This window comes from Streptomyces sp. MK7, from assembly GCF_032658145.1.
Lineage (GTDB): Bacteria > Actinomycetota > Actinomycetes > Streptomycetales > Streptomycetaceae > Streptomyces > Streptomyces spiralis.
Map to the genome: position 1 here is coordinate 95,620 of NZ_JAVACL010000024.1, position 25,479 is coordinate 121,098.

20 protein-coding genes and 1 pseudogene are annotated in these 25,479 nt (G+C 72.7%); 14 read left to right on the forward strand and 7 right to left on the reverse strand.

Translation table 11 applies throughout. The annotated features are described in order from the left end of the window. Positions 1–326 precede the first annotated feature (326 nt). Positions 327–1,082, reverse strand: coding sequence for a TIGR03089 family protein (locus R2S09_RS24700; RefSeq protein WP_306186063.1), 756 nt, complete (start codon positions 1,080–1,082; stop codon positions 327–329). A gap of 115 nt (positions 1,083–1,197) precedes the next feature. On the opposite strand from R2S09_RS24700, the pseudogene R2S09_RS24705 reads away from it, so the two are divergent. Together R2S09_RS24705 and R2S09_RS24710 are read left to right on the forward strand one after the other, a co-directional pair. Next, positions 1,198–1,628 (forward strand): annotated as a pseudogene (locus R2S09_RS24705) (N-acetylmuramoyl-L-alanine amidase); the annotation flags it as partial. 106 nt (positions 1,629–1,734) lie between these two features. Beyond that, on the forward strand, positions 1,735–2,817 hold the full coding sequence (locus R2S09_RS24710) for an NDP-sugar synthase (protein ID WP_316743299.1): 1,083 nt from the start codon (positions 1,735–1,737) through the stop codon (positions 2,815–2,817). A 258-nt stretch (positions 2,818–3,075) separates the two neighbouring features. On the opposite strand, the gene R2S09_RS24715 is transcribed toward R2S09_RS24710, so the two are convergent. From R2S09_RS24715 to R2S09_RS24730, 4 genes are all read right to left on the reverse strand, one after another. Continuing rightward, on the reverse strand, positions 3,076–4,104 hold the full coding sequence (locus R2S09_RS24715; RefSeq protein ID WP_316743301.1) for a DNA-3-methyladenine glycosylase 2 family protein: 1,029 nt from the start codon (positions 4,102–4,104) through the stop codon (positions 3,076–3,078). Between the two features lie 113 nt (positions 4,105–4,217). Then, positions 4,218–5,525 (reverse strand): coenzyme F420-0:L-glutamate ligase, encoded by a 1,308-nt coding sequence (locus R2S09_RS24720; protein ID WP_306186068.1) that lies wholly within the window; start codon positions 5,523–5,525, stop codon positions 4,218–4,220. Next, the gene (gene cofD, locus R2S09_RS24725; RefSeq protein WP_316743302.1) at positions 5,522–6,481 is read right to left on the reverse strand and encodes a 2-phospho-L-lactate transferase; all 960 of its coding nucleotides are present in this window, start codon (positions 6,479–6,481) and stop codon (positions 5,522–5,524) included. The genes R2S09_RS24720 and cofD overlap by 4 nt, the downstream gene beginning before the upstream one ends. Positions 6,482–6,630: 149 nt before the next feature. After that, the gene (locus R2S09_RS24730; RefSeq protein ID WP_316743304.1) at positions 6,631–7,149 is read right to left on the reverse strand and encodes a cysteine dioxygenase family protein; all 519 of its coding nucleotides are present in this window, start codon (positions 7,147–7,149) and stop codon (positions 6,631–6,633) included. A gap of 684 nt (positions 7,150–7,833) precedes the next feature. On the opposite strand from R2S09_RS24730, the gene R2S09_RS24735 reads away from it, so the two are divergent. From R2S09_RS24735 to R2S09_RS24745, 3 genes are all read left to right on the forward strand, one after another. After that, complete coding sequence (locus R2S09_RS24735; protein WP_003975777.1) at positions 7,834–8,097, forward strand: WhiB family transcriptional regulator; 264 nt, start codon at positions 7,834–7,836, stop codon at positions 8,095–8,097. 229 nt (positions 8,098–8,326) lie between these two features. After that, positions 8,327–12,130, forward strand: a complete 3,804-nt coding sequence (locus R2S09_RS24740) for a glycosyltransferase family 2 protein (protein WP_316743305.1) — start codon at positions 8,327–8,329, stop codon at positions 12,128–12,130. Then, a complete protein-coding gene (locus R2S09_RS24745) occupies positions 12,127–13,647 on the forward strand; it encodes a DUF5719 family protein (RefSeq protein ID WP_316743306.1) in 1,521 nt (506 codons plus the stop codon). The genes R2S09_RS24740 and R2S09_RS24745 overlap by 4 nt, the downstream gene beginning before the upstream one ends. A gap of 68 nt (positions 13,648–13,715) precedes the next feature. On the opposite strand, the gene R2S09_RS24750 is transcribed toward R2S09_RS24745, so the two are convergent. Then, entirely contained in the window at positions 13,716–14,165 is a 450-nt protein-coding gene (locus R2S09_RS24750) for a metallopeptidase family protein (protein WP_306186077.1), read from the reverse strand. A 374-nt stretch (positions 14,166–14,539) separates the two neighbouring features. Between R2S09_RS24750 and R2S09_RS24755 the strand changes: the two genes are divergently transcribed. From R2S09_RS24755 to R2S09_RS24790, 8 genes are all read left to right on the forward strand, one after another. Further along, a complete protein-coding gene (locus tag R2S09_RS24755; RefSeq protein WP_030182488.1) occupies positions 14,540–14,965 on the forward strand; it encodes a DUF3499 domain-containing protein in 426 nt (141 codons plus the stop codon). Positions 14,966–15,210: 245 nt separating this feature from the next. After that, positions 15,211–16,575 carry a phosphomannomutase/phosphoglucomutase gene (locus tag R2S09_RS24760; RefSeq protein ID WP_316743307.1) on the forward strand — a complete coding sequence of 455 codons (1,365 nt, stop codon included), beginning with the start codon at positions 15,211–15,213 and terminating at the stop codon, positions 16,573–16,575. Between the two features lie 132 nt (positions 16,576–16,707). After that, a complete protein-coding gene (locus R2S09_RS24765; protein WP_078917501.1) occupies positions 16,708–16,878 on the forward strand; it encodes a Trm112 family protein in 171 nt (56 codons plus the stop codon). Positions 16,879–17,064: 186 nt separating this feature from the next. After that, positions 17,065–18,192, forward strand: coding sequence for an SIS domain-containing protein (locus R2S09_RS24770; RefSeq protein WP_306186082.1), 1,128 nt, complete (start codon positions 17,065–17,067; stop codon positions 18,190–18,192). 64 nt (positions 18,193–18,256) lie between these two features. Then, positions 18,257–19,408: a mannose-6-phosphate isomerase, class I gene (gene manA / locus R2S09_RS24775; protein ID WP_316743311.1), complete on the forward strand. Its 1,152-nt coding sequence runs from the start codon at positions 18,257–18,259 to the stop codon at positions 19,406–19,408. 178 nt (positions 19,409–19,586) lie between these two features. Next, positions 19,587–20,570: a cation diffusion facilitator family transporter gene (locus R2S09_RS24780; RefSeq protein ID WP_306186086.1), complete on the forward strand. Its 984-nt coding sequence runs from the start codon at positions 19,587–19,589 to the stop codon at positions 20,568–20,570. A 324-nt stretch (positions 20,571–20,894) separates the two neighbouring features. Next, entirely contained in the window at positions 20,895–22,352 is a 1,458-nt protein-coding gene (gene ahcY, locus R2S09_RS24785) for an adenosylhomocysteinase (protein ID WP_306186088.1), read from the forward strand. Between the two features lie 114 nt (positions 22,353–22,466). Beyond that, positions 22,467–23,084: a hypothetical protein gene (locus R2S09_RS24790; protein WP_306186090.1), complete on the forward strand. Its 618-nt coding sequence runs from the start codon at positions 22,467–22,469 to the stop codon at positions 23,082–23,084. A gap of 44 nt (positions 23,085–23,128) precedes the next feature. On the opposite strand, the gene R2S09_RS24795 is transcribed toward R2S09_RS24790, so the two are convergent. Next, the gene (locus R2S09_RS24795) at positions 23,129–24,070 is read right to left on the reverse strand and encodes an RDD family protein (protein ID WP_316743313.1); all 942 of its coding nucleotides are present in this window, start codon (positions 24,068–24,070) and stop codon (positions 23,129–23,131) included. Positions 24,071–24,200: 130 nt separating this feature from the next. On the opposite strand from R2S09_RS24795, the gene R2S09_RS24800 reads away from it, so the two are divergent. Further along, the gene (locus R2S09_RS24800; protein WP_316743316.1) at positions 24,201–25,208 is read left to right on the forward strand and encodes a stage II sporulation protein M; all 1,008 of its coding nucleotides are present in this window, start codon (positions 24,201–24,203) and stop codon (positions 25,206–25,208) included. The last annotated feature ends 271 nt before the right edge of the window (positions 25,209–25,479 follow it).

A 25,479-nucleotide genomic window follows, 5' to 3' on the forward strand; every position in this document is an offset into this window, starting at 1 on the left:
CCGCCGTCTGCCGGTCCGTGCCGGCGGTCGTCGGCCGTCCAGGCGTGCCGACGGTCGCCGCCTGCCCGGTGGTGTCCGTAGTCGCCGTCTGCCTGGTGGGGTACGCAGCCGCCGTCGTCCGGGCCGTGCCTGCGGGCGCCCTGTGCCGGGCTCTGCCCTGGCCAGGGGTGTCTCCGGCCGTCGTATGTCCGGCCGTGCCGGCGGCCGTGTCCCCGGCAGTGTCCGGGCCCCGCCGTCTGCCGGGATCGGCAGACGGTCACGTCTTGCGGCGGCCGCCCGCCCGGTCGCGGTCCGCCGGTCCGTGCCGGCGGCCACGCGGGCGGCCGTCATCGTGCCGTCGCCGTGACCCTTTCTGTCTCGATGCGCTTGGCCAGGGACTCCTCGCCCAGCCGGTCCAGGTGGCGGCACAGGACGACCGATCCTCCGGCGGCGAGCGGGGCGTACAGACCCGCGCTCAGCCCCTCCCAGGTGTCGTACGGCAGTCCCGACAGCAGCCGGGAACCCGGCCCCGTCAGATCCAGCCCCGGGGCGTCCGCGCGGGCCCGCTCCACGACCTCCGCCGCCGTGTACTCGGCGCCGGCCACGATCAGGCCGGGCCCCTCCGGGTCCACGGGCGCGAACGGCGCGAACCGGTCGCCCTGCCCCGGCACCTCGACGGCGTAGTCGACGAACCCCTCCGGCGGCTGCGGGAACCGCCCGCCCAGCGGCCGCAGAGCCAGCGCGACCCGCTCGCCGGAGCAGGCCCGTGCGACGTCGAGCGTGTCCGGTCCGCTGACCACGACATCGGCCGCCGCCGGATCCCCGCCGACGTCCGCGACCGCGCCCACCGACGCGCACGCCAGCAGCCACACCGCCGTCTGCCAGTGCGCCGGCAGCAGCAGGGTCACCCGGTCGCCCGGCCCGGCGGCGAGGTCCCCCTGGAGGAGATTCGCGGTCTTGGCCACCCAATTGGCGAAGGTGGCCACGGACAATTCGACACGTTCGCCCGTGGCGTCGTCGTAGAAGGTCACCAGGGGGCGCCCGGGATCCGCGGCGAGCGCGGAACCCAGCAGGTCGGCAGGGGTGCGTTCGGTGGCGTTCACCCGCGCTAGCGTACGCGGCGCCGCGCCCGCGCGGCGCGCCCCGGCGGCCGCGGGGCAGCGGGCGGCCACCGGTTCGGCGGCACATCATCCGACGCACCGTCAGTTCGCTGAATGCCGCTACCACGTCCTGAGCATGGGCTGGCGCGACATCGGCTACAACTTCCTCGTCGACAAGTGCGGCACATCTACGAGGGCCGGGCCGGCGGTGTGGCGAAACGGGTACGGGGCGCCCACACCACGGGCTTCAACAGCAGCAGCGTGGGCATCGCCGTCATCGGCACCTACAGCAGGTCCAAGCCTTCCTCGGCCGCCGTCAAGGCCGTGGTCCGGCTCGCCGCGTGGAAGCTCGGCCTGTACGGGATGAATCCGCGCGGAAAGACATATCTGAAGTCCGCCGGTGGCAACCTCTACCAAAAAGGAAAGAACGTACGTCTGAACGTGATCTCCGGTCACCGGGACGGCTTCGCCACCGACTGCCCCGGAGCAAAGCTCTACCGAAAGCTCGGCACCGCCCGTAGGACCGCGGCGCGCTACCAGGGCCGCTGAGGCCGGACCAGACCGCACGGTCCTCGAAGGCGGCCGGGAACGGTCTGCATACACTGGCCGGCCGAAGGACAGATCGGCCGGTCCCGGCAGGAAGCAGAGACGACAGGTGACAGAAGCGATCCTCCTGGTCGGCGGCAAGGGCACCCGGCTGCGCCCGCTCACGGTGCACACCCCGAAGCCCATGGTGCGGGCGGCGGGAGTGCCGTTCCTGACCCACCAGCTGGCGCGGGCGAGAGCGGCGGGCGTCGAGCACATCGTGCTCGCCACGTCCTATCTGGCGGAGGTCTTCGAACCGTACTTCGGCGACGGTTCCTCCCTCGGACTCCACCTGGAGTACGTCACCGAGGAGGAGCCCCTGGGCACGGGCGGCGCCATCCGCAACGTCGCCTCGCGGCTGCGCTCCGGCCCGGACGAGCCGGTCCTGATCTTCAACGGCGACATCCTGACCGGTTTGGACATCCCGGCGTTGGTGCGCACCCACGAGGAGACGGGCGCGGACGTCTCCCTGCACCTGACCAAGGTGTCGGACCCGCGCGCCTACGGACTGGTCCCGACCGACGAGACAGGCCGCGTGCTGGCCTTCCTGGAGAAGCCGCAGACCCCGGAGGAGATCGTCACCGACCAGATCAACGCGGGGGCGTACGTCTTCCGCCGCTCGGTCATCGACACGATCCCGCAGGGCCGCCCGGTGTCGGTGGAGCGAGAGACCTTCCCGGACCTGCTGTCCGCCGGCGCCCACCTCCAGGGCATGGTGGACTCCACCTACTGGCTCGACCTCGGCACCCCGGCCGCCTTCGTCCGCGGCTCGGCGGACCTGGTGCTGGGCCGCGCCCCCTCTCCGGCCGTCCCCGGCCGCTGCGGCGACCGCCTGGTCCTGCCTACGGCCGTCGTCGCCCCCGACGCCAAGCTGACGGACGGCACGGTGGTCGGCGAGGGCGCGCAGGTGGCCGAGGGCGCGCGGATCTCCGGCAGTACGATCCTGCCCGGCGCCGTCATCGAACCCGGCGCCGTCATCACCGACTCCCTCATCGGCGCCCGCGCCCGCATCGGCACCCGCTCCGTCCTCACCGGCACGGTCATCGGCGACGGCGCGATCATCGGCCCCGACAACGAACTCCGCGACGGCGTACGCATCTGGTGCGACGCCCAGATCCCACCCGGCGCGGTGAGATTCTCCTCGGACCAGTAGGACGCAGCCTCGACGGCATGACTGCGGGCGGTCGCGTGCCTCGGTAGCCGCGGGCAGTCGTGCCTCCCCCAGTGTTCAACGCCTGGGAGGTGCCCCCGGGGCGGCACGGGTGGGCGGTGGGGGTGCCCCCGCGCGAGCGCGTTCGAGCGTGGGGGAGGCACCCCGCACGCGCGGGCGAGCGCACCCCACCCCACGCCCGCCCCGACTCCGGGCACCAGTCAACGCAGGGTGCCCTGCCCCACCTCACACCGCCGTACCTCAAAAGCGCCCGATGTCACCCGGCGGCATCCGTGGCCCCCGCCGAGGCGGCACCCGCCCACTCAGCAGAATCAGCCGGGCCGCCCGATGCCGCTGCCCCTGCTCCGCATACGGCTCCAGCAACCGCAACATCGCCGCGTCGTCCGCATACCGGTCTCCCGCCAGCGCGAACCCCACGATCCCCGGCAGATGCAGATCGCCCACCGTCACCGCATCCGCCGCCCCATGACTGCGCTGCACGGTCTCCGCCGACGTCCACGGCCCGATCCCGGACACCAGCTCCAGCCGTTCCCGCGCCGCCGCCGGAGGCATCCCCGCCGCCTCCTCCAGCCGCGCCGCGACCCGCACCGCCCGCAGCACCGTGGACGCCCGCTTGTCGTCGACCCCGGCCCGATGCCAGTCCCACGAGGGAATCAGCGCCCAGGTGCGCGGCGCCGGCATGACGTACAGCCGTACCGGCGCCGGGCCGGGCGCCGGCTCCCCGTGCTTCCGCACCAGCGTCCGCCAGGCCGCGTACGCCTCGACCGTCGTGACCTTCTGCTCCAGGACCGAGGGGATCAACGACTCCAGCACCAGCCCGGTCCGGGTCAGCCGCAGCCCCGGCCGCCGGTGCCGGGTCAGCGCGAGCAGCCGGTGCCTCGGCTCGAACAAGGACGGGTCGTCGGCGGCCCCGAGCAACTCGGGCAACTGCTCCAGCAGCCATTCGGCCCCCGGCCCCCATGCCTGGCCGCACACCTCCCCGCCGCGCGCGAAGACCCGTAGCGTCCCGGGCCCCAGTGGCGTACGGCTGGCCCGCCACACGGATCCGTCGGGCGTCGCACGGAAGGTCGGATCGCCCGGTCCGCGCCGCAGCGGACCGAGCACCAGCCCGAGGTCCAGTGGCCCGTCCGGCACCCAGGTGCGCACCCGCCCCGGGGCGGCCGCCTGCCGCGGCACACCGCCGGCCGGCACCGCACCGCCCGAGGGCACGGCGACATGCCCACCGCGCACGGTCGTACGCGTGGGCCGCGGAGCGAAACGTCCTGCCACGAATGAGTCCTCAGAGGTCGCCGGAGTGGTCCTACGAGACTTACGAGACTAACGAGACCAAGCGGCCGTAGGCGGAAACCGCCGGAAGGAGGACCGGAAGAAGGGAGCGTGGGTCACCGCACCTCGATGAACGCGCCCGCCTCCCGCTCCGGCCGCGGTCGCGGCTCCTCCGCCGGATGCCCGACCGCCACCGCGCCCATCGGGTCCCAGGTCTCCGGAACGCCGAGCACCTCGCGCACCACGTCGCGGCAGAACATCGTCGACGACACCCACGCGGAGCCCAGCCGCTCTCCGGCCAGCGCGACCAGGAAGTTCTGCACCCCCGCGCCCGCGGCGACCACGAACATCTCGCGCTCGGCCCCGTCCCGCCGCGCGTCGCCGTAGGTGTGCGAGCCGTCCATGACGAGGCAGGGCACCACCAGGTAGGGGGCGTTCCGCAGCACGTCCCCGCGGCGCACCCGTTTGGCGATCGACTCCTCCGTCTTGCCGTCCCGTCTCAGGTCGGCGATCCACGCGTCCCGCATGGCGTCGAGCAGCCGGGTCCGGGACTCGGCGGACTCCAGCAGCACGAACCGCCACGGCGTCGTGTGGTGCGGCGCCGGCGCGGTCACCGCGGCGGCCACCGCCCGCCGTACCGCATCTGGGTCGACGGGTTCGTCCGTGAAGGCCCGTACCGTCCGCCGCTGGGTCACCGCCTGCCGTACCGCCTCGGAGGTGCCGAGCCGGAACATGTCGTCGCGCGCCTCGCGCACCATGGCCCTCGCTCCCTCGCCGTGCTCCCCGGACACCGCATGGGCCAGCCCGCGCACCACGGCGACGGGCAGCCCGGCCGCCTTGCCCTTCACCAGGTCACCGGCGGAGGCCAGTTCGTCCGCGGTGGCCATGACCGTCGCGCTGAGCGGATTGCCGTGCGTGTCCGTGGCACCCCGCAGGTCGTCCAGCACGCGTACGCCGGCCGCGCCGATCGCGACGTCCGTGAGTCCCGCGCGCCACGGCCGCCCGAACGTGTCGGTGACGACGACCCCGACGTCGACGCCGAGCGCGTCGCGCAGCCCGTCCCGGATCGCGCGCGCGGACGCGTCGGAGTCCTCGGGCAGCAACAGCACCGTCCCGGAAGGAGTGTTGGAGGCGTCGACGCCGGCCGCCGCCATGACCAGGCCCTGCCGGTTCTCGACGATCCGCAGCGGTCCGCGGCGGGCCACGACCCGCACGGTCTCCGCGTCGATGGCGGCCTCCCGATCGGCCGCGGTGACGACACGGCCCTCCGCCTTGGACACGATCTTGGAGGTGACGAGCAGCACGTCACCGTCGGCCAGTCCCGGCTCGGCGGCCGCGATCAGCTTGCCGAGGTCGTCGCCCTCCTGGACCTCGGGGATCCCGGTGATCGCCCAGACCCGGTACCCGGGCGCCTGTCCGCTCAAGCTCCCCGCACCTCCTCCGCCAGCGCCAGTGCCTCCCGCGCCATCTGCGCGGCGGCGTCGGCGTCGGTCATCATCAGCGGCACCGCGCGGCACCGGATCCCGGCCGCCTCGATCCGCTCCACCGAGGCCGCGTCCACCGTGTCGACGAGCCAGCCGTCGAGCAGGCCCGAGCCGTAGTGCTCGGCCACCGCCGCGGCCGTGGACTCCACGCCCACCGCGGCGAGCACCTTGTCGGCCATCCCGCGCACGGGCGCGTCCCCGACGATGGGGGACAGGCCGACCACCGGCACCCCGGCGTCGGCGATCGCCTCCCTGATGCCGGGCACGGCCAGGATGGTGCCGACGGAGACGACCGGGTTGGACGGCGGGAAGAGGATCACGTCCGCCTCCGCGATCGCCTCCAGCACGCCGGGCGCGGGCTTGGCCTGCTCCGCGCCCACCGGCACGACGGCCTCGGCGGGCACGGACGCGCGCAGCCGCACCCAGTACTCCTGGAAGTGGACCGCCTTGCGTTCGCCGTCGATCTCGACGGCGACATGCGTCTCCACGCGGTCGTCGCTCATCGGGATCAGTCTCACGCCCGGCTTCCAGCGGTCGCACAGCGCCTCGGTGACCGCGCTGAGCGGATAGCCCGCGCCCAGCATCTGCGTCCGCACGATGTGCGTGGCGAAGTCCCGGTCGCCCAGGCCGAACCACTCGGGCCCGACGCCGTACGCCGCCAGCTCCTCCTTGAGGTGGAAGGTCTCGTCGGACCGCCCCCACCCCTGCTCCTCGTCGATGCCGTCGCCCAGCGTGTACATCACCGTGTCAAGGTCCGGGCAGACCTTCAGCCCGAAGAGGTGGATGTCGTCGCCGGTGTTGCCGATGACCGTGACGTCCGCGTCCGGCACGGCCCGCTTCAGACCGCGCAGGAACCGGGCACCACCGATGCCGCCTGCCAGAACCACAATGCGCATGGGGCCAAGTCTGTCAGGCGGGTACGACAACGCGGTGCCGGTACGGCGACGCGGTGCCGGCAGGGCGACGCGGTACCGGTGCGACAGCACGGCGCCCCGCCCTCCGGCCGGACCCCTGCGTGCCGGCCGGACCCCTGTACGCCGGACTCCTACGCGCCGACGGCGCCCACCGTCTGCTGCGCGGCCACGGCCCCCGAGCACGACGCGGTGGGGTGCATGGGCATCTCGGTCAGCCCCGGGAAGTAGACGTGCAGGCTGACCGCCGGCCGCAGCGTGTCGTTGACGACCTCGTGCACGTACCCCGGCGCGAACACGCGCTGCGCGCCCGCGCCCAGTGCGCGCGTGCCCCGTCCGGTGTGCTCGTTCAGGGTGCCGTCCAGGACGGTGAGCACACCGGAGGAGCGGCCGTGGTCGTGCGGTCCGCTGCCCTGGCCGGGCACCCAGGACAGCAGCCACACCTCGTAGCCCGGACCGGTGCGCAGCCGGTGGTACCAGCGAGTGGTGGCGTCGTACTGGACGAGGTGCTCCCACTGGGCGCGGTCGGCCGCGATGGAACGGGCCAGGCCGACGAACTCGGCCACGGTGGCCGGGTGCTCGCGCGGGGTCTGGAGCAGGTGCGGGACTTCGAGGATGTCGCCGGCGATCTGGAGGTCGCTGTCGCTGTTCATGGGAGTGTCGTGGTTCCTCGGTGGGGCCGATCGGAGGGAACGGACGCCGGGCCGTACAGCCGTATGGGAAGGGGCCCGGACGGCGGCTGGAGCGCGCGCGTGCGCGCGGGGGCTCAACAGCCGGAACAGCGACAGCTACAGCGAGCGCGGGCAGCACCGTGGGACCCGGCGGTGCGGGTCGAGGTGGGTGCCGAGTTCGCGAGCATGCCCACAAGGAGACCCATTCACACCACCCCTGTCAACTCGACGCCCGGAATGTGGGACATGTTTCACCTCATCCGGTTCATCTCTCAGATGAAAGGTTTGCTCAGCGGGAGGGCGGGACACATGGCGCACATGCCGGGCGCGCAAGCCCCGTTGCGATCCCGTGATCCGACTGTGATCAGGTTCGCGGCGGTGCGCGTGTCGGAACGAGATCGAAGACCTGGGCGTCCTTCCTTCCGGGGGCTCGGTGAGGGCTCCGCGCGGGGCGACGGGTCTTCGGGGCCTCGGCTGTGTGTCAAGGTTTATGCCGATTTGAACACTTTCCGCATGGCCTTGGTTCCGCAGAGTGAATAAGGGACCCAATAGCAGATCTCGGCTTGACTCGCCCGGAGCAGCACACTTGTAATTTCACTCGTGTCGTTCAGCCGAGATCGGTAACGGCCACATCACGGGGACGCGAAAGACAGACGAGGGGCGCACATGACCGAGCTGGTGCAGCAACTGCTGGTCGACGACGCGGACGAGGAACTCGGCTGGCAGGAGCGCGCGCTGTGCGCCCAGACCGACCCCGAGTCCTTCTTCCCGGAGAAGGGCGGCTCCACCCGCGAGGCCAAGAAGGTCTGCCTCGCCTGCGAGGTCCGCTCCGAGTGCCTCGAGTACGCCCTCGCCAACGACGAGCGCTTCGGCATCTGGGGCGGCCTGTCCGAGCGTGAGCGGCGCCGGCTGAAGAAGGCCGCGGTCTGACGGTACGTCGGCCGTCGTCCGGCCGCCGCCCGGTCACCGTCCGACCACGGACGTACGCGTACATCCCCCACACAAACGTCACGAACGGCCCGTCGCAGGTGGGTTATCCACAGGCGGCGGGCCGCCGTCATGGCCAGCCAGTAGTGTGGTCGCTCGTCCGAGACGCCCCGCTGCCCCCAGGGTGCACAGGCGTCCACCGCAGTCCACCGAACCGGGGCCGTGTATCTCGATGTCCGTGCACAGCCATACGGCAGCCCACTACGACGTCGCCGCCGCAGCGCCGTCGGACCCCGCGCGCGCGACGCAGTCCGACCCGAACCGCCCGCCGGAGTTCCCGCGGCACGTCGTCACCGCCGTCCTCGTCTCCCACGACGGCGCCCGCTGGCTGCCCGACGCGCTCGCCGGCCTGCTCGGCCAGGAACGCCCCGTGCAGTACGCCGTGGCCGCCGACACCGGCAGCGCGGACACCTCCGCCCAGGTGCTCACCGACGCCCTCGGCGCCGACCGCGTGCTGCACCTCGCCCGGCGCACCGGCTTCGGCCAGGCCGTCGACGAGGCCACCCGCACCGCCCCGCTCCTCACCCCGGACGAGCTGCCGTACCTCAAGCGCCCCAGCGGCTGGGACCCCGTCACGCGCACCTGGCGCGACGACGCCTACGACCTGCCCGAACTCCCCCACGGCGAACCGGTGCAGTGGCTCTGGCTGCTGCACGACGACTGCGCCCCCGAACCCGACGCCCTGGCCGAGCTGTTGCGCGTCGTCGACAACGAGTACGAACTCGGCCGCGAGGACGTGGCGGTGGTCGGCCCCAAGCTGCGCGGCTGGTACGACCGCCGCCAGCTGCTCGAAGTGGGCGTCACCATCGCCAACTCGGGCCGCCGCTGGACCGGTCTGGACCGCCGCGAACAGGACCAGGGCCAGCACGACCACGTCCGGACCGTGCTGTCGGTCTCCAGCGCCGGAATGCTGATCCGGCGTGACATCTTCGAACAGCTCGGCGGGTTCGACCGACGCCTGCCCCTGATGCGCGACGACGTCGACCTGTGCTGGCGCGCCCACGCCGCCGGCCACCGCGTCCTCGTCGCCCCCGACGCCGTCGTACGGCACGCCGAGGCCGCCTCCCGCGAGCGCCGCACCGTCGACTGCATCGGCCGCACGTCCGCCTCCCCGCACAAGGTCGACAAGGCGGGCGCCGTCTACACCCTCCTCGTCAACACCCGTACCGCCGTGCTGCCCTGGGTGCTGCTGCGTCTCGTCCTCGGCACGCTGCTGCGCACCCTCGCCTACCTCGTCGGCAAGGTTCCCGGACAGGCCGTCGACGAGATCCGCGGCCTGATGGGCACGCTGCTGCGGCCCGAGCGGATCGTCGCCGGCCGGCGCAGGCGCGGCAGGCCGCAGATCGACAAGGGCGAGCTGAGAGCCCTGTTCCCGCCGCCCGGAGCGACGATCCGCGCCACTGTCGAACAGGTCGCGAGCAACCTCGTCGGCCGCTCCGACCCCGAGGTCTCCTCGGCCGGCCGGCACGGCGGCGCGATCGAGTCCGGACCCGGCGGCGACGACGCGGACTTCCTGGAGATCGAGCAGTTCGCCCGGCTCAAGCGGATCGCCCGCAAACCCGGCCCGGTGCTCTTCCTGGTGCTGCTGCTCGTCACCCTCGCCGCCTGCCGGAACCTGCTCGGCTCAGGCGCGCTCGCGGGCGGCGCCCTGCTGCCCGCCCCGGCCGACTCCTCGGAGCTGTGGTCGCGCTACCTGGACTCCTGGCACCCGGTCGGCACCGGTGGCACCCCGTCCGCACCGCCGTACCTGGCGCTGGTGGCGATGCTGGCCTCCGTGCTGTTCGGCTCGACCGGCCTGGCGGTCACGGTCCTGCTGATCGGCTCGGTGCCGCTGGCCGGGTTCACCGCGTACTTCGCCTCCCGCCCGCTCGTCCCCTCGCGGCTGCTGCGCGCGTGGGCCTCCGTCGCCTACGCCGTCCTGCCCGCCACCACCGGCGCGCTGGCCGGCGGCCGGATCGGCACCGCCGTACTGGCCGTGCTGCTGCCGCTCATCGCCCGCGCGGGCATCGCGGCGAGCGGCCTGGCACGCGCCTCCGGCGCCCGCGGCAGCTGGCGCGCCACCTGGGCGTACGCGCTGCTGCTGACCGTCGCCACCGCCTTCGCACCCATCGTCTGGCCCCTCGCCCTCGTCCTCGGCGTCGGCGTGCTGGCCGTGCGCCGCGGCGACGTCGTCGCCCACGCACTGCGTTTCCTGGCCCAGTTGGGCACCCCGCTGCTCGTCCTCGCGCCCTGGTCGCTGTCGCTGCTGCCGTTCGGCTTCTTCAAGGAGACCGGACTGGAGTACGGCTCCTCGGCCGCCTCCGCCCTCGACCTGCTCGGCGCCTCCCCGGGCGGCCCGGGCACGGTGCACGGGCTGATGCTGATCGGCATCGTCCTGGCCGCGCTGGCCGCCCTGCTGCGTTCGGAGCGCCAGTTCGCCATCTGGACCGCCTGGGCGGTCGCCCTGGTGGCGCTCGTCTTCGCGGTCCTGTCGAACGGCTCCGCCTGGGCCGGCCCCGCCACCCTCGTCGAGGGCATCGCCCTGCTGGCCGCCGCCGTGCTCGGCGCCGACGGGGCACGCGCGCGCGTGACCGAGCAGAGCTTCGGCTGGCGCCAGCCGGTCGCCGCACTCGTCGCCTTCGCCTCGGCCGCGGGTCCGCTGCTCGTCGTCGCCGGCTGGATGATCCGCGGCGCCGACGGCCCGCTGGAGCGGCGCGACGTGGCGCAGGTGCCCGCGTTCGTCGCCGAGGAGAGCAGTACCCGCGACCAGGCCCGCACCCTGGTCATCGACAGCGACTCCGCCGCCCACGTCGGCTACATGCTCGTGCGCGGCTCCGGGGTCCGGATGGGCGACGCCGAACTGGCCGCGGCGGACGGCGGCAACAGCAGGCTCGACAAGGTCGTCGCCAACCTGGTGGCTGGTTCCGGCGCGGACCAGGCCGGCCAGCTCGGCGGCTTCGCCGTGCGCTACGTCCTCGTTCACAAGGGCGCGCCCCGCGAGATCAGCCGCGTCCTGGACTCCACCCCGGGTCTGAGCCGGCTCAGCCAGCAGGACGGCAGTGCCCTGTGGCGCGTGGACCAGGAGGTCTCGCGCGCCGCCGTCGTGACCGCCTCCGGCTCGGACTCCGGCCAGGGCTCGGGCCAGGACTCGGGGGCGGCCACCGGGACCGGCGCGGCGCAGCCCGTCGCCGCCGGACCCGTCGAGATCCACACCACGATCCCGGCCGGTTCCGCGGGCCGCGTCCTGCGCCTGGCCGACGCCGCCGACCCGGGCTGGACGGCCACCCTGGACGGCAAGCCGCTCACCCGCACCACCCTCGACGGCTGGGCCCAGGGCTTCCAGCTCCCCGCCTCCGGCGGAAGGCTCGACGTCACCTTCGACGACCCGATCGGCCACACCGCCTGGCTGTGGGCCCAGGGCCTGCTCGCCGTCGTCCTCGTCGTCCTGGCCCTGCCCGGCCGGCGCCGCGAGGTCGACGACGACCTGCCCGAGGAGGAGGCCGTTCCCGCCGAGGCGGTCAGCGGCGAGGGCCGACGGGCCCGCCGGCTGCGCGCCCAGGCGGAGGCCGAGGAGGCCGCCCAGGAACAACCGCCGGGCCCGGCCACCCTGCCTCCTCCTCCGGAGGAGGCTCCCGCCGCCGTACCGCACCAGCAGTCCTACGGCGACTGGGACACCACCGCCTACGCCGGAGCCGGAGCCCCCGGAGCGGGAGCCGCGACCGGGTACGGCGCCTACGGCGACGACCCGTACCAGGCCGCCCCCGCCCAGCAGTACCCGGCGGGCGCCTACGACGATCCCTACCAGGGCGGCCAGGCCGACCCGTACCAAGGCGGCCAGTACGACCCGTACGCCTACGGCGGGCAGACACCGACCGCCTCCTACGACCCCACGGCCTACCACCAGGGCTACGAGGAGCCGTACGACCCGGCACAGCACCACGCGCAGGACCACGCGCACGGCATCGGCAGTGAGCGCCCCGACGGGAGCCAGCAGTGAACCGCACGACCCTGTCCCTGATCGCCGGCGTGACCGCGCTCGCCGCCGTCACCGGATTCGCCGCGCTGGACACCCCGGACGCGGCGGGCGCCGGCAGCGCCACGGCGGCCGCCCGGCTGCCCGTCGAGCGCACCACCCTGGTGTGCCCGGCCCCGAGCAACTCCGACATCGCCGACACCTCGTACACGTCCTTCACCCCCGTGACCCAGGGCACGGACGGCGACGGCAAGGCCCAACTCCAGTCCGCCGACGAGGAGTCGGCCGCGACCGGCGACGACAAGGGCAAGGACGGCGGCAAGAAGGACGACAAGAAGAAGGCCGCCAAGCCGGTCCTGGAACCGAAGGAGCCCGGCAAGCCGGTCACGGGCGACACCTCGGGTGCGGACGCGCCCGCGCTGATCGGCACCGCCGAGGGCAGGTTCGCACCCGGCTGGACCATGCAGCAGACCACCGAGGTCGCCGCGGGCACCGGCCGCGGCCTGCTGGGCGTGGACTGCACCGCCCCGGACACCGAGTTCTGGTTCCCCGGCGCCAGCACCACGGCCGAGCGCTCCGACTACGTCCACCTGACCAACCCGGACGACTCCGCCGCGGTCGTCGACATCGAGCTCTACGGCAAGGACGGCGCCGTGAAGTCGGCGGTGGGGGAGGGCATCACGGTCGCACCGCACTCCAGCGAGCCCGTCCTGCTGTCCACGCTCGCCGACGCGCCGCAGGAGGACCTCACCGTGCACGTGAGCGTGCGCAGCGGCCGCGTCGGGGCGGCGGTGCAGGCCCTGGACGACAAGCTCGGCGGGGACTGGCTGGCGGCCGCCGCGGACCCGGCGGACAGCCTCGTCCTGCCCGGCATCCCCAAGGACGCCACCTCCGTGCGGCTGATCGCCTTCACCCCCGCTGACGCCGACACCGACCTGAAGGTGAGACTGGCCTCGCCGTCCGGGCTTATCACGCCCGCGGGCCACGACACCGTGCATGTCAAGGGCGGGATGACGACCGCCGTCGACCTGGGCGACCTCACCCGCGGGGAGGCCGGCTCGCTGGTGCTGACCCAGAGCTCCCCGTCCGTGCCGGTGGTCGCCGCGCTGCGGGTGACACGCGGCAAGGGCGACCAGCAGGAGACGGCCTTCATCCCCGCGACCGGTCCCGTCGCCGCGCGCGCCACGTCCGCCGACAACAGCAAGAAGGGCTCGACGCTCTCCCTGACGGCCCCCACCGCCACCGCCCAGGTCAAGGTCACGGCGTCGGCAGGCAGCGAGGGCGGTACGGCGGTGACGAAGACGTACACGATCAAGGCGGGCACGACCCAGGACATCGCCCCGCCCGTCCCGTCCGGACTGAAGGGCACCTACGCCCTGACGGTGGAGCGCCTGTCCGGCGGCCCGGTGTACGGGGCACGCACCCTGACCGCCACGGAGGACGGCATCCCCGGCTTCACGGTCCAGACCCTGCCCGACGACCGGGGAACGGTGTCGGTGCCGCATGCGGACGAGGACGTGTCGGTGCTGCAGGGATCCTGAGCCCCGGGCGGAGGGGCGCGAGCCCTGAGCGGAAGCCTCTGAGCACCGACCCCGATTCGGACCCCGCCTCAGTCCTCCCCGTACCGGGGATCCACCGTCTCCGGTGTCAGCCCGAGCAGCTCGGCCACCTGCTCGACCACGATCTCGTGCACCAGGGCGGCCCGCTCGTCACGCCCCTTGCTGCGGATCTCCACCGGCCGCCGGTAGACGACCACCCGCGCCCGGCGGCCGTCCCGCGCGGGCATGGTGCCCCCGAGCGGCACCGGCTCGTCGCTCCAGGACTGAGCGGGCCCGTCCAGTCGCGGCACCTCCAGCACGAGGAAATCGATGTCGGCCAGCTGCGGCCAGCGCCGCTCCAGACGATCCACGGAGTCCTGCACCAGGTCCGCGAACGCCTCGGCACGGCTCGCGGCGAGCGGCACCTGGGGCGGTGCGATCGGGCCGCGCATGCCCCGGCCGTGGCGATCACGTCGTCGGGGCCCGGGGCCGGCGGAGCGGGGCGGTACACGGTTGTCCATCACTGCTGAAGCGTAGTCCCCGCCGCCTGATCACGCCCGGCCCGGCGCGGCACGCCGGGCACATCCCGGACACCGTGCCGCCCGCGCGATCGCAGGTCACGATCGCGGGTCACGATCACTGGTCACACGGATGACGACGACTGGTCATACCGGTCACGACGACTGGTCACTTGATACCGATTCCGGCCAAGCCTGGCTCGATTCCGTATCTCTCCGAGACCGTCGATCTCAAGGCGATTGACGGTGTTTGTACCCAGTCGTGACCGGAACAAGGGTCGCCAGAGATCGTTTTCTCGGCCGTCTGTGCAGGTCAGCGAGGCGTGTCGGAAGGGACGTGTGGGGCGTTTCACAGTACGACACGGTGGGGTGACCTGGTGGAGAGTCGTCGCGGCCCGCTCAAGAGTGCGGTACCGTCCAACGTCGTGAGCCCTGTACGTCGCTGTTCGCGCACCGCTTGCGGCCGTCCCGCCGTAGCGACGCTGACGTACGTCTACGCCGACTCGACCGCTGTCCTCGGCCCGCTCGCCACCTACGCCGAACCCCACTGCTACGACCTGTGCGCCGAGCACTCCGAGCGCCTCACCGCCCCCCGCGGCTGGGAGGTCGTACGACTGCTCGACGGTTCGGCGCCCGCCCGCCCCAGCGGCGACGACCTGGAAGCGCTTGCCAACGCGGTGCGCGAGGCGGCCCGCCCCCAGGAGCGGGCGGCGCAGGCCGGTGGCGGTGGAGCGCGCGGGGCGGACCCGATGGAGGTCGCGCGCCGCGGTCACCTGAGGGTGCTCCGGTCACCGGACAACTGACAAAACCGTTCACCACCGCGTGAGCCGAGGCGCGCCCACCAGGCGGGCCGGAGGCACCAGGCGGGCCGAGGGCCCGGCCCAACGGCTCGCCCGTCCTTCCGAGTTGTCCCGCCGGTGCTTCCGAGCCGCCCCAGCAGCAGGCCCGTGCTCATCCAGCAGTACGCCCGCGCCGCCCCTCACGCGTCGGCTCCACCGCCAGGGACGGGTAGTTTGTGGTGACCGATTGGACTCCAGAAGGGTTGGCCGTGGCTGCTGATCTGTCGCAGATCGTGAAGGCGTACGACGTGCGCGGTGTGGTCCCGGACCAGTGGGACGAGTCGCTCGCCGAACTCTTCGGGGCGGCCTTCGCCCGGGTGACCGGCGCGAACGCCATCGTGACCGGACACGACATGAGGCCTTCCTCGCCCGGCCTGGCCCATGCCTTCGCGCGCGGTGCCGCACGGCTCGGCGTCGACGTCACCGAGATCGGCCTGTGCTCGACGGACCAGCTCTACTACGCCTCGGGCGCGCTCGGCCTGCCGGGCGCCATGTTCACCGCCTCGCACAACCCGGCGCAGTACAACGGCATCAAGATGTGCCGCGCGGGCGCGGCGCCCGTCGGCCAGGATTCGGGCCTGACCGAGATCCGCGAACTGGTCGAACGGTGGAGCGAGTCGGGCGCCCCCGAACCGGCCGCCCAGGCGGGAACGATCACACGGCGCGACACGTTGGAGGACTACGCGGCCCATCTGCGCTCCCTCGTCGACGTCTCCGCCATCCGCCCCCTGAAGGCCGTCGTCGACGCGGGCAACGGCATGGGCGGCCACACCGTCCCCACGGTCCTGGCAGGCCTGCCCGTCGACCTCGTCCCGATGTACTTCGAACTCGACGGCACCTTCCCCAACCACGAGGCGAACCCGCTGGACCCGGCGAACCTCGTCGACCTGCAGAAGCGGGTCCGCGAGGAGGGCGCCGACCTCGGCCTGGCCTTCGACGGCGACGCCGACCGCTGCTTCGTGGTCGACGAGCACGGCGAGCCGGTCTCCCCGTCCGCCGTCACCGCGCTGGTCGCCGCCCGCGAACTGGCCCGGCACGGCGGCCGGGGCGTGATCATCCACAACCTCATCACCTCCTGGTCGGTCCCGGAGGTGGTCGAGGAGAACGGCGGCACCCCGGTGCGCACCCGGGTGGGCCACTCCTTCATCAAGGCCGAGATGGCGCGGACGGGCGCGATCTTCGGCGGCGAGCACTCCGCGCACTACTACTTCAAGGACTTCTGGAACGCCGACACGGGCATGCTGGCCGCCCTGCACGTCCTGGCGGCCCTGGGTGGCCAGGACGGCCCCCTGTCGGCGCTGGTGGCCCAGTACGACCGCTACACCGGCTCCGGCGAGATCAATTCCACGGTCGCCGACCAGGCGGCCCGCCTCACCGCGCTCAAGGCCGCCTACGCCGACCGCGAGGACGTGACCCTGGACGAACTCGACGGACTGACCGTCACCGCCGCCGACTGGTGGTTCAACGTCCGTCCCTCGAACACCGAACCGTTGCTCCGCCTGAACGCCGAGGCGAAGGACGCGGCCACGATGGCCGAGGTCCGCGACGAAGCCCTGAGGATCATCCGGGGCTGACAGGCGACCGCCGGGGCCGTCCGCCGCCGTACGGCCCCGGCCGACTCCGTCACCGCGCCCCCACCGGCGGTAGTCTGACCAGGCACGTCCGTACAACCGCACACGCCCCCCTACGCCCCGGAGGGAACACCCATGCCGCTCGAAGCCGGCCTCCTGGAGATCCTCGCCTGCCCGGCCTGCCACGCCCCCCTCAAGGAGCAGGACACGGAGCTGATCTGCACCGGTCAGGGCTGCGGCCTGGCCTACCCCGTCCGCGACGGCATCCCCGTCCTGCTCGTCGACGAGGCGCGCCGCCCCGAGTGACGGACGACCCGGCGAGCCGCCCCGCGTGACCGATGACGTGACCGACTCTTCGACGACCGGGCGGCCCGGCGTCCCACCGTCCTGACGTCCCACCATCCCGACGACTCGACGTCCCGACGTCCGACGACTCGACGTCCTGGCGCCCCAGCGCCCCGGCGCTCGGAGCCCGATCGGAGGCTGCCGCCCATGCTCGACGAATCGCTGCTCGACGACCCGGAGGCACTCGCCCGGGCCGACCACCGCGGCCTGCTCCGCGGTGCCGCCGAGGCCGGTGCCCGGATCCGCACCGCCGCCCGGCACGCCGCCGAGGCCGGCGTGGGCGACCTCAAACCCGACGGCCGCCCCCGCGCCGTGCTGATCGCCGGCCCGGGCGCCGCCGCCACCCACGCCGCCGACCTGCTCGGCACCCTCGCCGGCGGCGGCAGCCCGGTCATCCGGCTGGCCCCCACCGGCGTCGCCTCCGCCTCCGGCGCGCTGCGCTGGGAACTGCCCGGCTGGACCGGCTCCGTCGACCTGCTGCTGATCGCCACCCCGGACGGCACCGAACCCAGCCTGGCCCTGCTCGCCGACCAGGCCTACCGCCGAGGCTGCACGGTCGTCGCCGTCGCCCCGGCCCACACTCCCCTCGCCGAGGCCGTCGAGGGCGCCCACGGCCTGTTCGTCCCCATGGCGACGGCCCCCTACGACCACGGCGAACCCCTCGCCGGATCCGCCCCCGGAGTCTTCTGGGCGCTGCTCACCCCGCTGCTCGCGCTCCTGGACCGGGTCGGCCTCGTCACCGCCGCGCCCGACGCCCTGCATGCCGCCGCCGACCGGCTCGACCACATCGCCGAGCGCTGCGGACCCGCCATCGCCGCCTACAGCAACCCGGCCAAGACCCTCGCGGCCGAACTCACCGACGCGCTGCCGCTGATCTGGACCGAGGGCCTCGCCGCCGGGCCCGCCGGCCGCAGGTTCGCCGCCGGACTCGCCGAACTGTCCGGCATCCCCGCCCTCGTCGCCGAACTGCCCGAAGCGCTCGCCGCGCACAACGCCCTGCTCGCCGGCCCGCTGGCCGCCAGCGCCGACCCCGGCGACTTCTTCCGCGACCGCGTCGAGGAACCGCCCGCGCTGCACGCGCGCGTGGTCCTGCTCCGGGACCGTCCGCTCAGCGAGCTCACCGCCGCTCCCGCCGCCCGGGACCTGGCCCTCAGCCACGAGACGCCGATCAGCGAGCTCGAGCCGGAGCCCGGCGGCGAGATCGAGACCCTCGCGGAACTGATCGCCGTCACGGATTTCGCCGCCGTTTACCTGTCGCTCGCCTCCAGGGCCTGACCTGGGCACCGGGCGTCCGCTGCCGGGCGCCCCGAGCCCCGACAACAACCGCAGAGAGAAGCGCATGGACCGCCTCGACAACACCATCCGCCCCTACGCCTGGGGGTCCACCACCGCCATCCCGCAGCTGCTCGGCGTCGAACCGAGCGGTGAGCCGCAGGCGGAGATGTGGATGGGCGCCCACCCGGGCGCGCCCTCGCGCACCACGCGCGGCACCCTGGTCGAGGTCATCGAGTCCGACCCGAAGCGCGAACTGGGTGCCGAGGCCGTCGCGAAGTTCGGCCCGCACCTGCCCTTCCTGCTCAAGATCCTCGCCGCCGGCGCCCCCCTCTCCCTCCAGGTCCACCCCGACCTCCGGCAGGCCCAGGAGGGTTACGTCGACGAGGAGCGCCGCCAGATCCCCGTCGACGCCCCGCAGCGCAACTACAAGGACGCCAACCACAAGCCCGAACTGATCTGCGCACTCACCGAGTTCGACGGCCTGTGCGGCTTCCGCGCGCCGGACGAGGCCGCCGGCCTGCTCGCCGCCCTCGACGTCGACTCCCTCAAGCCGTACGTCGACCTGCTGCACGCCCACCCCGAAGAGGCCGCCCTGCGCGAGGTCCTCACCGCGATCCTCACCGCCGACCGCGAGGAGATCGCCCACACCGTCACCGAGGCCGCGGCCGCCTGCGCCCGCCTCGGCGGCGACCACGCCCCCTACGCCGGCATCGCCCACCACTACCCCGGCGACCCGGGAGTGCTGGCCGCGATACTCCTCAACCACGTCCGCCTGCAGCCCGGCGAGGCCCTCTTCCTCGGCGCCGGCATCCCGCACGCCTACCTCAGCGGCCTGGGGGTGGAGATCATGGCCAACTCCGACAACGTCCTGCGCTGCGGCCTGACCCCCAAGCACGTGGACGTCCCCGAACTCCTGCGCGTCGTCCGCTTCGAGGCGGGCGACCCCGGCGTACTGCGCCCCGAGGCCGCCCCGGACGGCGAGGAGGTCTACGAGACCCCCATCGACGAGTTCCGCCTCTCCCGCTACGTCCTGCCCGAGGGCACCACCGCCCACGACCTCACCCTGCGCACCCCGCAGATCCTGCTCTGCACCGCCGGCTCCGTGCACGCCGGCGAGCACGAGCTGACCGCCGGGCAGTCGGTGTTCGTCCCGGCGGGAGAAAAGGCCGAGGTGTCCGGGGCCGGCACCGTCTTCCGGGCCACGGTCGTCGTCTGACCCCGCATACGGCCCTGCTTGTGGTGACCTGACGTATCGCGGCCGGACCGGGCTGCAACAATGACCCACCGGCAAAGGACGGGCAAAGGCCGGCACGAGGGCGAAGAGCCAGTACGAGGGCGAAGAGCCGGTACGAGGGCGAAGAGCCGGTACGAGGGCGAAGGGAAAACGCGAACACATGAGCGCGTCAGGCGGCACCAGGGCGATCGTGGCGGCACTCGGCGCCAATCTCGCGATCGCGGTATCGAAGTTCGTGGCCTTCGCCTTCAGCGGCTCGTCGTCGATGCTCGCCGAGGGCGTGCACTCGGTCGCCGACTCCGGCAACCAGTTCCTGCTGCTGGTCGGCGGCAAGAAGGCACAGCGGGCCGCGACCCCGCAGCACCCTTTCGGCTACGGCCGCGAGCGCTACATCTACGCCTTCCTCGTCTCCATCGTGCTGTTCTCCGTCGGCGGCATGTTCGCCATCTACGAGGGCTACGAGAAGATCAGCCACCCGCACGAACTGGAGCACTGGTACTGGCCGGTGGGCGTCCTCGTCTTCGCGGTCATCGCCGAGGGCTTCTCCTTCCGCACGGCCATCAAGGAGTCCAACGCGCTGCGGGGCGGGCTGTCCTGGGCGCAGTTCGTCCGCCGCGCCAAGGCGCCCGAGCTGCCGGTCGTCCTCCTGGAGGACTTCGGCGCCCTGATCGGTCTCGTCCTCGCCCTCCTCGGCGTCGGACTCGCCCTGCTCACCGGCAACGGCGTCTGGGACGGCATCGGCACCGTCTGCATCGGTGTCCTGCTCGTCCTCATCGCCCTCGTCCTGGCGGCCGAGACCAAGTCGCTGCTGCTCGGTGAGGCCGCCGGCGCCGACGTGGTCCAGCAGATCGAGACCGCCATGGTCGACGGCGACACCGTCACCCGCGTCATCCACATGCGCACCCTCCACCTCGGCCCCGAGGAACTGCTCGTCGCCGCCAAGATCGCCGTCCGGCACGACAACACGGCCGCCGAGGTCGCCGCCGCCATCGACGCCGCCGAGGCCCGTATCCGCTCCGCCGTCCCCATCGCCCGCGTCATCTACCTCGAACCCGACATCTACAGCGAGACCGAAGCGGCCAGGGGCGCGGACCCGGAGGCCACCCCGGGCGGACCGACCCCGCACCCCGCCCCCGGCCACTGAGCACACCACCGCGAACCGTCACGGGCCCGCCGATCCTCGGCATCGGCGGGCCCCGTCCGTCTTCCCGGCGTCCCGCGAACGGCTGGATCCGTCCGGAGGCGGACTGGGGTCGCCCGGCTCCGCGGTGTAGCTTGGGACCGAGCCAGACGTCGCTGCTGATGGCGGTCGGGCGGCCCCACGTGGGGCCGGCCGAGGGAGAGAGGGCCTCCGACGGACTGCGCTGCGCGCACCGGGCATGCCTGTGTCCTCTTCGGGCACCCCTGTGTCCGCCGCCGCGCAGATCAGCCGTATCCACCTCGACCCAACCCCGAGGAGCAGCTCGCAATGACGACTGTCGAGAACCGACAGGACTTCAAGGTCGCGGACCTGTCTCTGGCCGAGTTCGGCCGCAAGGAGATCTCTCTCGCCGAGCACGAGATGCCGGGCCTGATGGCGATCCGCGAGGAGTACGCCGAGAAGCAGCCGCTGGCCGGCGCCCGGATCACCGGCTCCCTGCACATGACCGTGCAGACCGCCGTCCTCATCGAGACCCTCGTCGCCCTGGGCGCGCGGGTGCGCTGGGCGTCCTGCAACATCTTCTCCACCCAGGACCACGCGGCCGCCGCCATCGCCGTCGGCCCGAACGGCACTCCGGACAACCCCCAGGGCATCCCCGTCTTCGCCTGGAAGGGCGAGACGCTTCAGGAGTACTGGTGGTGCACGGAGCAGGCGCTGAGCTGGCCGGACAGCCCCACCGGCGGCCCGAACATGATCCTGGACGACGGCGGCGACGCCACCCTCCTCGTCCACAAGGGTGTCGAGTACGAGAAGGACGGCAAGGTCCCCTCGGTCGACACCGCCGAGTCCGAGGAGCACCGCGTCATCCTCCAGCTGCTGACCCGCACGCTGGGTGAGAACCCGCAGAAGTGGACCCAGCTGGCCTCCGAGATCCGCGGTGTGACGGAGGAGACCACGACCGGCGTCCACCGCCTGTACGAGATGCAGCGCGACGGCACCCTCCTCTTCCCGGCGATCAACGTCAACGACTCGGTGACCAAGTCGAAGTTCGACAACAAGTACGGCTGCCGCCACTCCCTGGTCGACGGCATCAACCGCGCCACCGACGTCCTGATCGGCGGCAAGACCGCCGTCGTCTGCGGCTACGGCGATGTGGGCAAGGGCTGCGCGGAGTCCCTGCGCGGACAGGGCGCCCGCGTGATCATCACCGAGATCGACCCGATCTGCGCGCTCCAGGCGGCGATGGACGGCTACCAGGTCACCACCCTGGACGAGGTCGTCGAGACCGCGGACATCTTCGTCACCACCACCGGCAACAAGGACATCATCCTCGCGTCGGACATGGCGAAGATGAAGCACCAGGCGATCGTGGGCAACATCGGCCACTTCGACAACGAGATCGACATGGCCGGCCTCGCCAAGGTCCCCGGCATCGTCAAGGACGAGGTCAAGCCGCAGGTCCACACCTGGACCTTCCCCGACGGCAAGAAGATCATCGTGCTGTCCGAGGGCCGCCTGCTGAACCTGGGCAACGCCACCGGCCACCCCTCGTTCGTGATGTCCAACTCCTTCGCGGACCAGACGCTGGCCCAGATCGAGCTGTTCACCAAGCCCGACGCCTACCCCACCGGCGTCTACGTCCTGCCCAAGCACCTGGACGAGAAGGTCGCCCGCCTCCACCTCGACGCCCTCGGCGTCAAGCTCACCAAGCTGCGCCCGGAGCAGGCCGCGTACATCGGTGTGGACGTCGACGGCCCGTTCAAGGCGGACCACTACCGCTACTGACCGACCACCGAGCCGCACCCGCGTCTCACCCAGGTCCTTTGAGGCAGGCCCCCGCACCCCCGTGCCGGGGGCCTGCCCCTTTGCCGGACCGACCCGTCAAGCCCCAGGAACCCCATGCCCCGCGGCCGTTATTCGCTCCACGATCCGCACGATCACACCCCCCTCGGTGAAGAGCACTTCCAGTGCGCCCCCGGCCCCTCCGGCTGGCGCTACGTCTCCCGGATCACCACGCCCTCGGGCGATCACCGCGGCTCCGTCGACCTCGCCCTCGACGAACTCGGCCGCCCCCTCCGCATGGAACTCCACGCGGGCGGCTGGCAGGTGCGCGGTGCTGCCCTGGACGGCGTCACCTGGGTCCGCACCGACCCCACCGCAACCCATGCCACCGAAGGCAATGTGCGCGCCCACGCCTTCACCGGCACGTCCCCCGCGTTCCTCATCGCCACCACCCGTCTCCTCCGGCTCACCTCCTCGGCCTCCGCGACCCGCGTACGCCTGGTCACCTTCACGGAACCGGTCCTCGCCCCCCGCACCGTGGACCAGTCCTGGGCCCTGGTGAAAAGAGAAGCACACGCCACTGACAACGCCCCTCTGACCGTGGACGAATACCAGGTCACAGCCCTGGACACAGGCGAGCAGCACACCGTCCACATCGCCGGCGACGTGGTCCTGGCGGCCCCCGGCATCGAGCTCGAGGACCTCCAGTCACCGCCCTCCGTCTTCACCGCCTGACCTCGGCTCCCGAACCGACACCGAGCGCCGGCGAGCGGACCGCCCTAGGCGGGAGGCACAAACCCGGTGGCAGGCCTGTCCTCACGGGCCGGCTCGGGCCGCGGCGCGGAAGGGGCAGGCGCCTGCGGGGCGGGAAAGGCCGACGCCGGTGGTGCGGGGTCGGCGGGCGCCTGGGGCGCGGGAGCGGACGCCTGGGGCATGGGAGAGGCCTGGGCGTCCGGCCCGCCCGCCGCCGTGCCGTTCCCGAAGGCCCGCCGGGCCTCTCGGACCTGCCGCTCCTGCAGCACCGCCGCCAGATACATGGCCGGCGGAACCCCGGGAGGCACCGGAGCCCCCGTGCGGGCCGAGAGATCGACGGCGAGCCGTTCCGCCATACCCGAGCCGACCTGTGGATCCAGCTGCCGCATGCGCGTCAGGTACTGCCGGATCGCGAGCCACAGCCCGTCGGGCACCGCCGACAGGTCCAAGGCCGAGAACCGCCCGGCCAGCCAGGGCGGCGGCGGAGGCACGAAGGACGCCTGCCCGGCCGGTACCCGTTCCCGAACCACGAGGGTGCCCGCGAAGACGTCACCCAGCCGACGGCCGCGGCCGGAAACGAGGGAGGCGATACAGGCGACGACCCCGAACGTCATCAGAATCTCCACCACGCCGATCGCCCCGCGCACCAGCGCGTGCCGGAACCGGATCGGCCCACCGTCGTCCCTGACGACACGCAGCCCGCACGCCAGTTTCCCGAGCGACCGCCCATGGCTGAGCGTCTCCACCGCGATCGGCCCGCCGACCAGAACCAGCAGGAAGGTGGCGATCGACAGCGCGATCTGCGCCGCCTCGTCCAGCGACGCCGTGGCGGTGACCAGACCGATGCTCACCACCACGTAGGCCGCCACCGCCACGGCGAGGTCGAGCAGGACGGCCAGTGCCCTGCTGGGCAGCCTCGCAGGGCGCAATTCCAGCGCCACCGCCTCACCCGTCACCAGCTCACTCACGCCCGCCGCCTTCCCCTGGCCCGCCTTGGAGACGGCCAGTCTGCCAAGCTGTGGGCAATCGCGCCGCAGTACGACAAGCTGACGCATCCGACGGGCAGTCGAACAACCAGCCGAGGAGCAGGCAGACCCGATGGACCTGGACGTCTTCGTCTCCGCCCACCGAGCCGAGTGGGATCGCCTCGAAGCCCTGCTCCGCCGCCGGGGCCGCCTCACCGGCACGGAGGCCGACGAACTCGTCGCCCTCTACCAACGCGCCGCCACCCACCTCTCCCTGATCCGGTCCAGCGCCCCGGACCCCCAGCTGACCGGCCGGCTCAGCCAGCTCGTGGCACGCGCGCGCAGCACCATGACGGGAACCCGTCGAGCGTCATGGCGCGACGTCACCCGTTTCCTTCTGGAGGGCTTCCCCGCGGCGGTGTACCGGGCACGCCACTGGTGGGTACCCACGGCCGTCGTCTGCACCGTCGTCGCGGCACTCCTCGGATGGTGGATCGGCACTCATCCCGAGGTGCAGTCCACGATCGCGGCCCCCAGTGAGCTACGGCAGCTCACCCGCCCAGGCGGCGAGTACGAGACGTACTACTCCAGCCACCCCGCGGCGGCCTTCGCCGCCCAGGTGTGGACGAACAACGCCCAGGCCGCGGCCATGTGCCTGGTCCTCGGCGTCTTCCTGGGACTGCCGGTCCTGTGGATCCTCTTCGAGAACATGCTCAATCTCGGCGTCGGCATCGGGCTGATGTCCTCGGCCGGACGGCTCGACACGTTCCTCGGCCTCGTCCTCCCGCACGGCCTGCTCGAGCTGACCGCGGTCTTCGTCGCCGCCGGCACGGGCCTCCGCCTGGGCTGGACCCTCATCGACCCGGGCCCGCGCACCCGCCGCACGGCTCTCGCGGAGGAGGGCCGTGCGGCCGTGGGCATGGCGATCGGCCTGGCCCTGGTCCTCCTCGTCTCCGGCGCCATCGAAGGCTTCGTCACCCCCTCCGGCCTGCCCACCTGGGCCCGCATAGGCATCGGGATCGTCGCCGAGCTGGCCTTCCTGGCCTACGTCTACGTCCTCGGCGGCCGTGCCGTGCGCACCGGCGAAACGGGTGACGTCGTGGCAGACGAGCGAAGCGCCGGCGTGCCGACGGCCGCTTGATGTGCGTGAACGTCCGCTGAGCTGCTAGTCTCCTCTTCGCCTCGCCGGAGCCGTTGACACGGAGCGGGTGGGGAGGTAGATTCAAACAGTTGCCCGGAGGTGGACCCAGTCCACAGGGGTGCAGTGAACATCTACCTGCTTCTTGGAAACGTCGATTTTCAGAGAAGCCCCCCCGATGAATCGGAAGCGAAGGCCGGTCAGACCGGCGCGAAAGTTCTGATAAAGTCGGGATCGCCGGAAAGGGAAACGCGAGAGCGGGAACCTGGAAAGC

Bases quoted from the DNA above. Each gene is read 5' to 3' on its own strand.
- cofD (WP_316743302.1), bottom strand. From the start codon at position 6,481: ATGCGCATTGTGGTTCTGGCAGGCGGCATCGGTGGTGCCCGGTTCCTG.
- R2S09_RS24730 (WP_316743304.1), bottom strand. From the start codon at position 7,149: ATGAACAGCGACAGCGACCTCCAGATCGCCGGCGACATCCTCGAAGTC.
- R2S09_RS24735 (WP_003975777.1), top strand. From the start codon at position 7,834: ATGACCGAGCTGGTGCAGCAACTGCTGGTCGACGACGCGGACGAGGAA.
- R2S09_RS24740 (WP_316743305.1), top strand. From the start codon at position 8,327: ATGTCCGTGCACAGCCATACGGCAGCCCACTACGACGTCGCCGCCGCA.
- R2S09_RS24750 (WP_306186077.1), bottom strand. From the start codon at position 14,165: ATGGACAACCGTGTACCGCCCCGCTCCGCCGGCCCCGGGCCCCGACGA.
- R2S09_RS24765 (WP_078917501.1), top strand. From the start codon at position 16,708: ATGCCGCTCGAAGCCGGCCTCCTGGAGATCCTCGCCTGCCCGGCCTGC.
- R2S09_RS24770 (WP_306186082.1), top strand. From the start codon at position 17,065: ATGCTCGACGAATCGCTGCTCGACGACCCGGAGGCACTCGCCCGGGCC.
- manA (WP_316743311.1), top strand. From the start codon at position 18,257: ATGGACCGCCTCGACAACACCATCCGCCCCTACGCCTGGGGGTCCACC.
- R2S09_RS24780 (WP_306186086.1), top strand. From the start codon at position 19,587: ATGAGCGCGTCAGGCGGCACCAGGGCGATCGTGGCGGCACTCGGCGCC.
- ahcY (WP_306186088.1), top strand. From the start codon at position 20,895: ATGACGACTGTCGAGAACCGACAGGACTTCAAGGTCGCGGACCTGTCT.
- R2S09_RS24790 (WP_306186090.1), top strand. From the start codon at position 22,467: ATGCCCCGCGGCCGTTATTCGCTCCACGATCCGCACGATCACACCCCC.
- R2S09_RS24800 (WP_316743316.1), top strand. From the start codon at position 24,201: ATGGACCTGGACGTCTTCGTCTCCGCCCACCGAGCCGAGTGGGATCGC.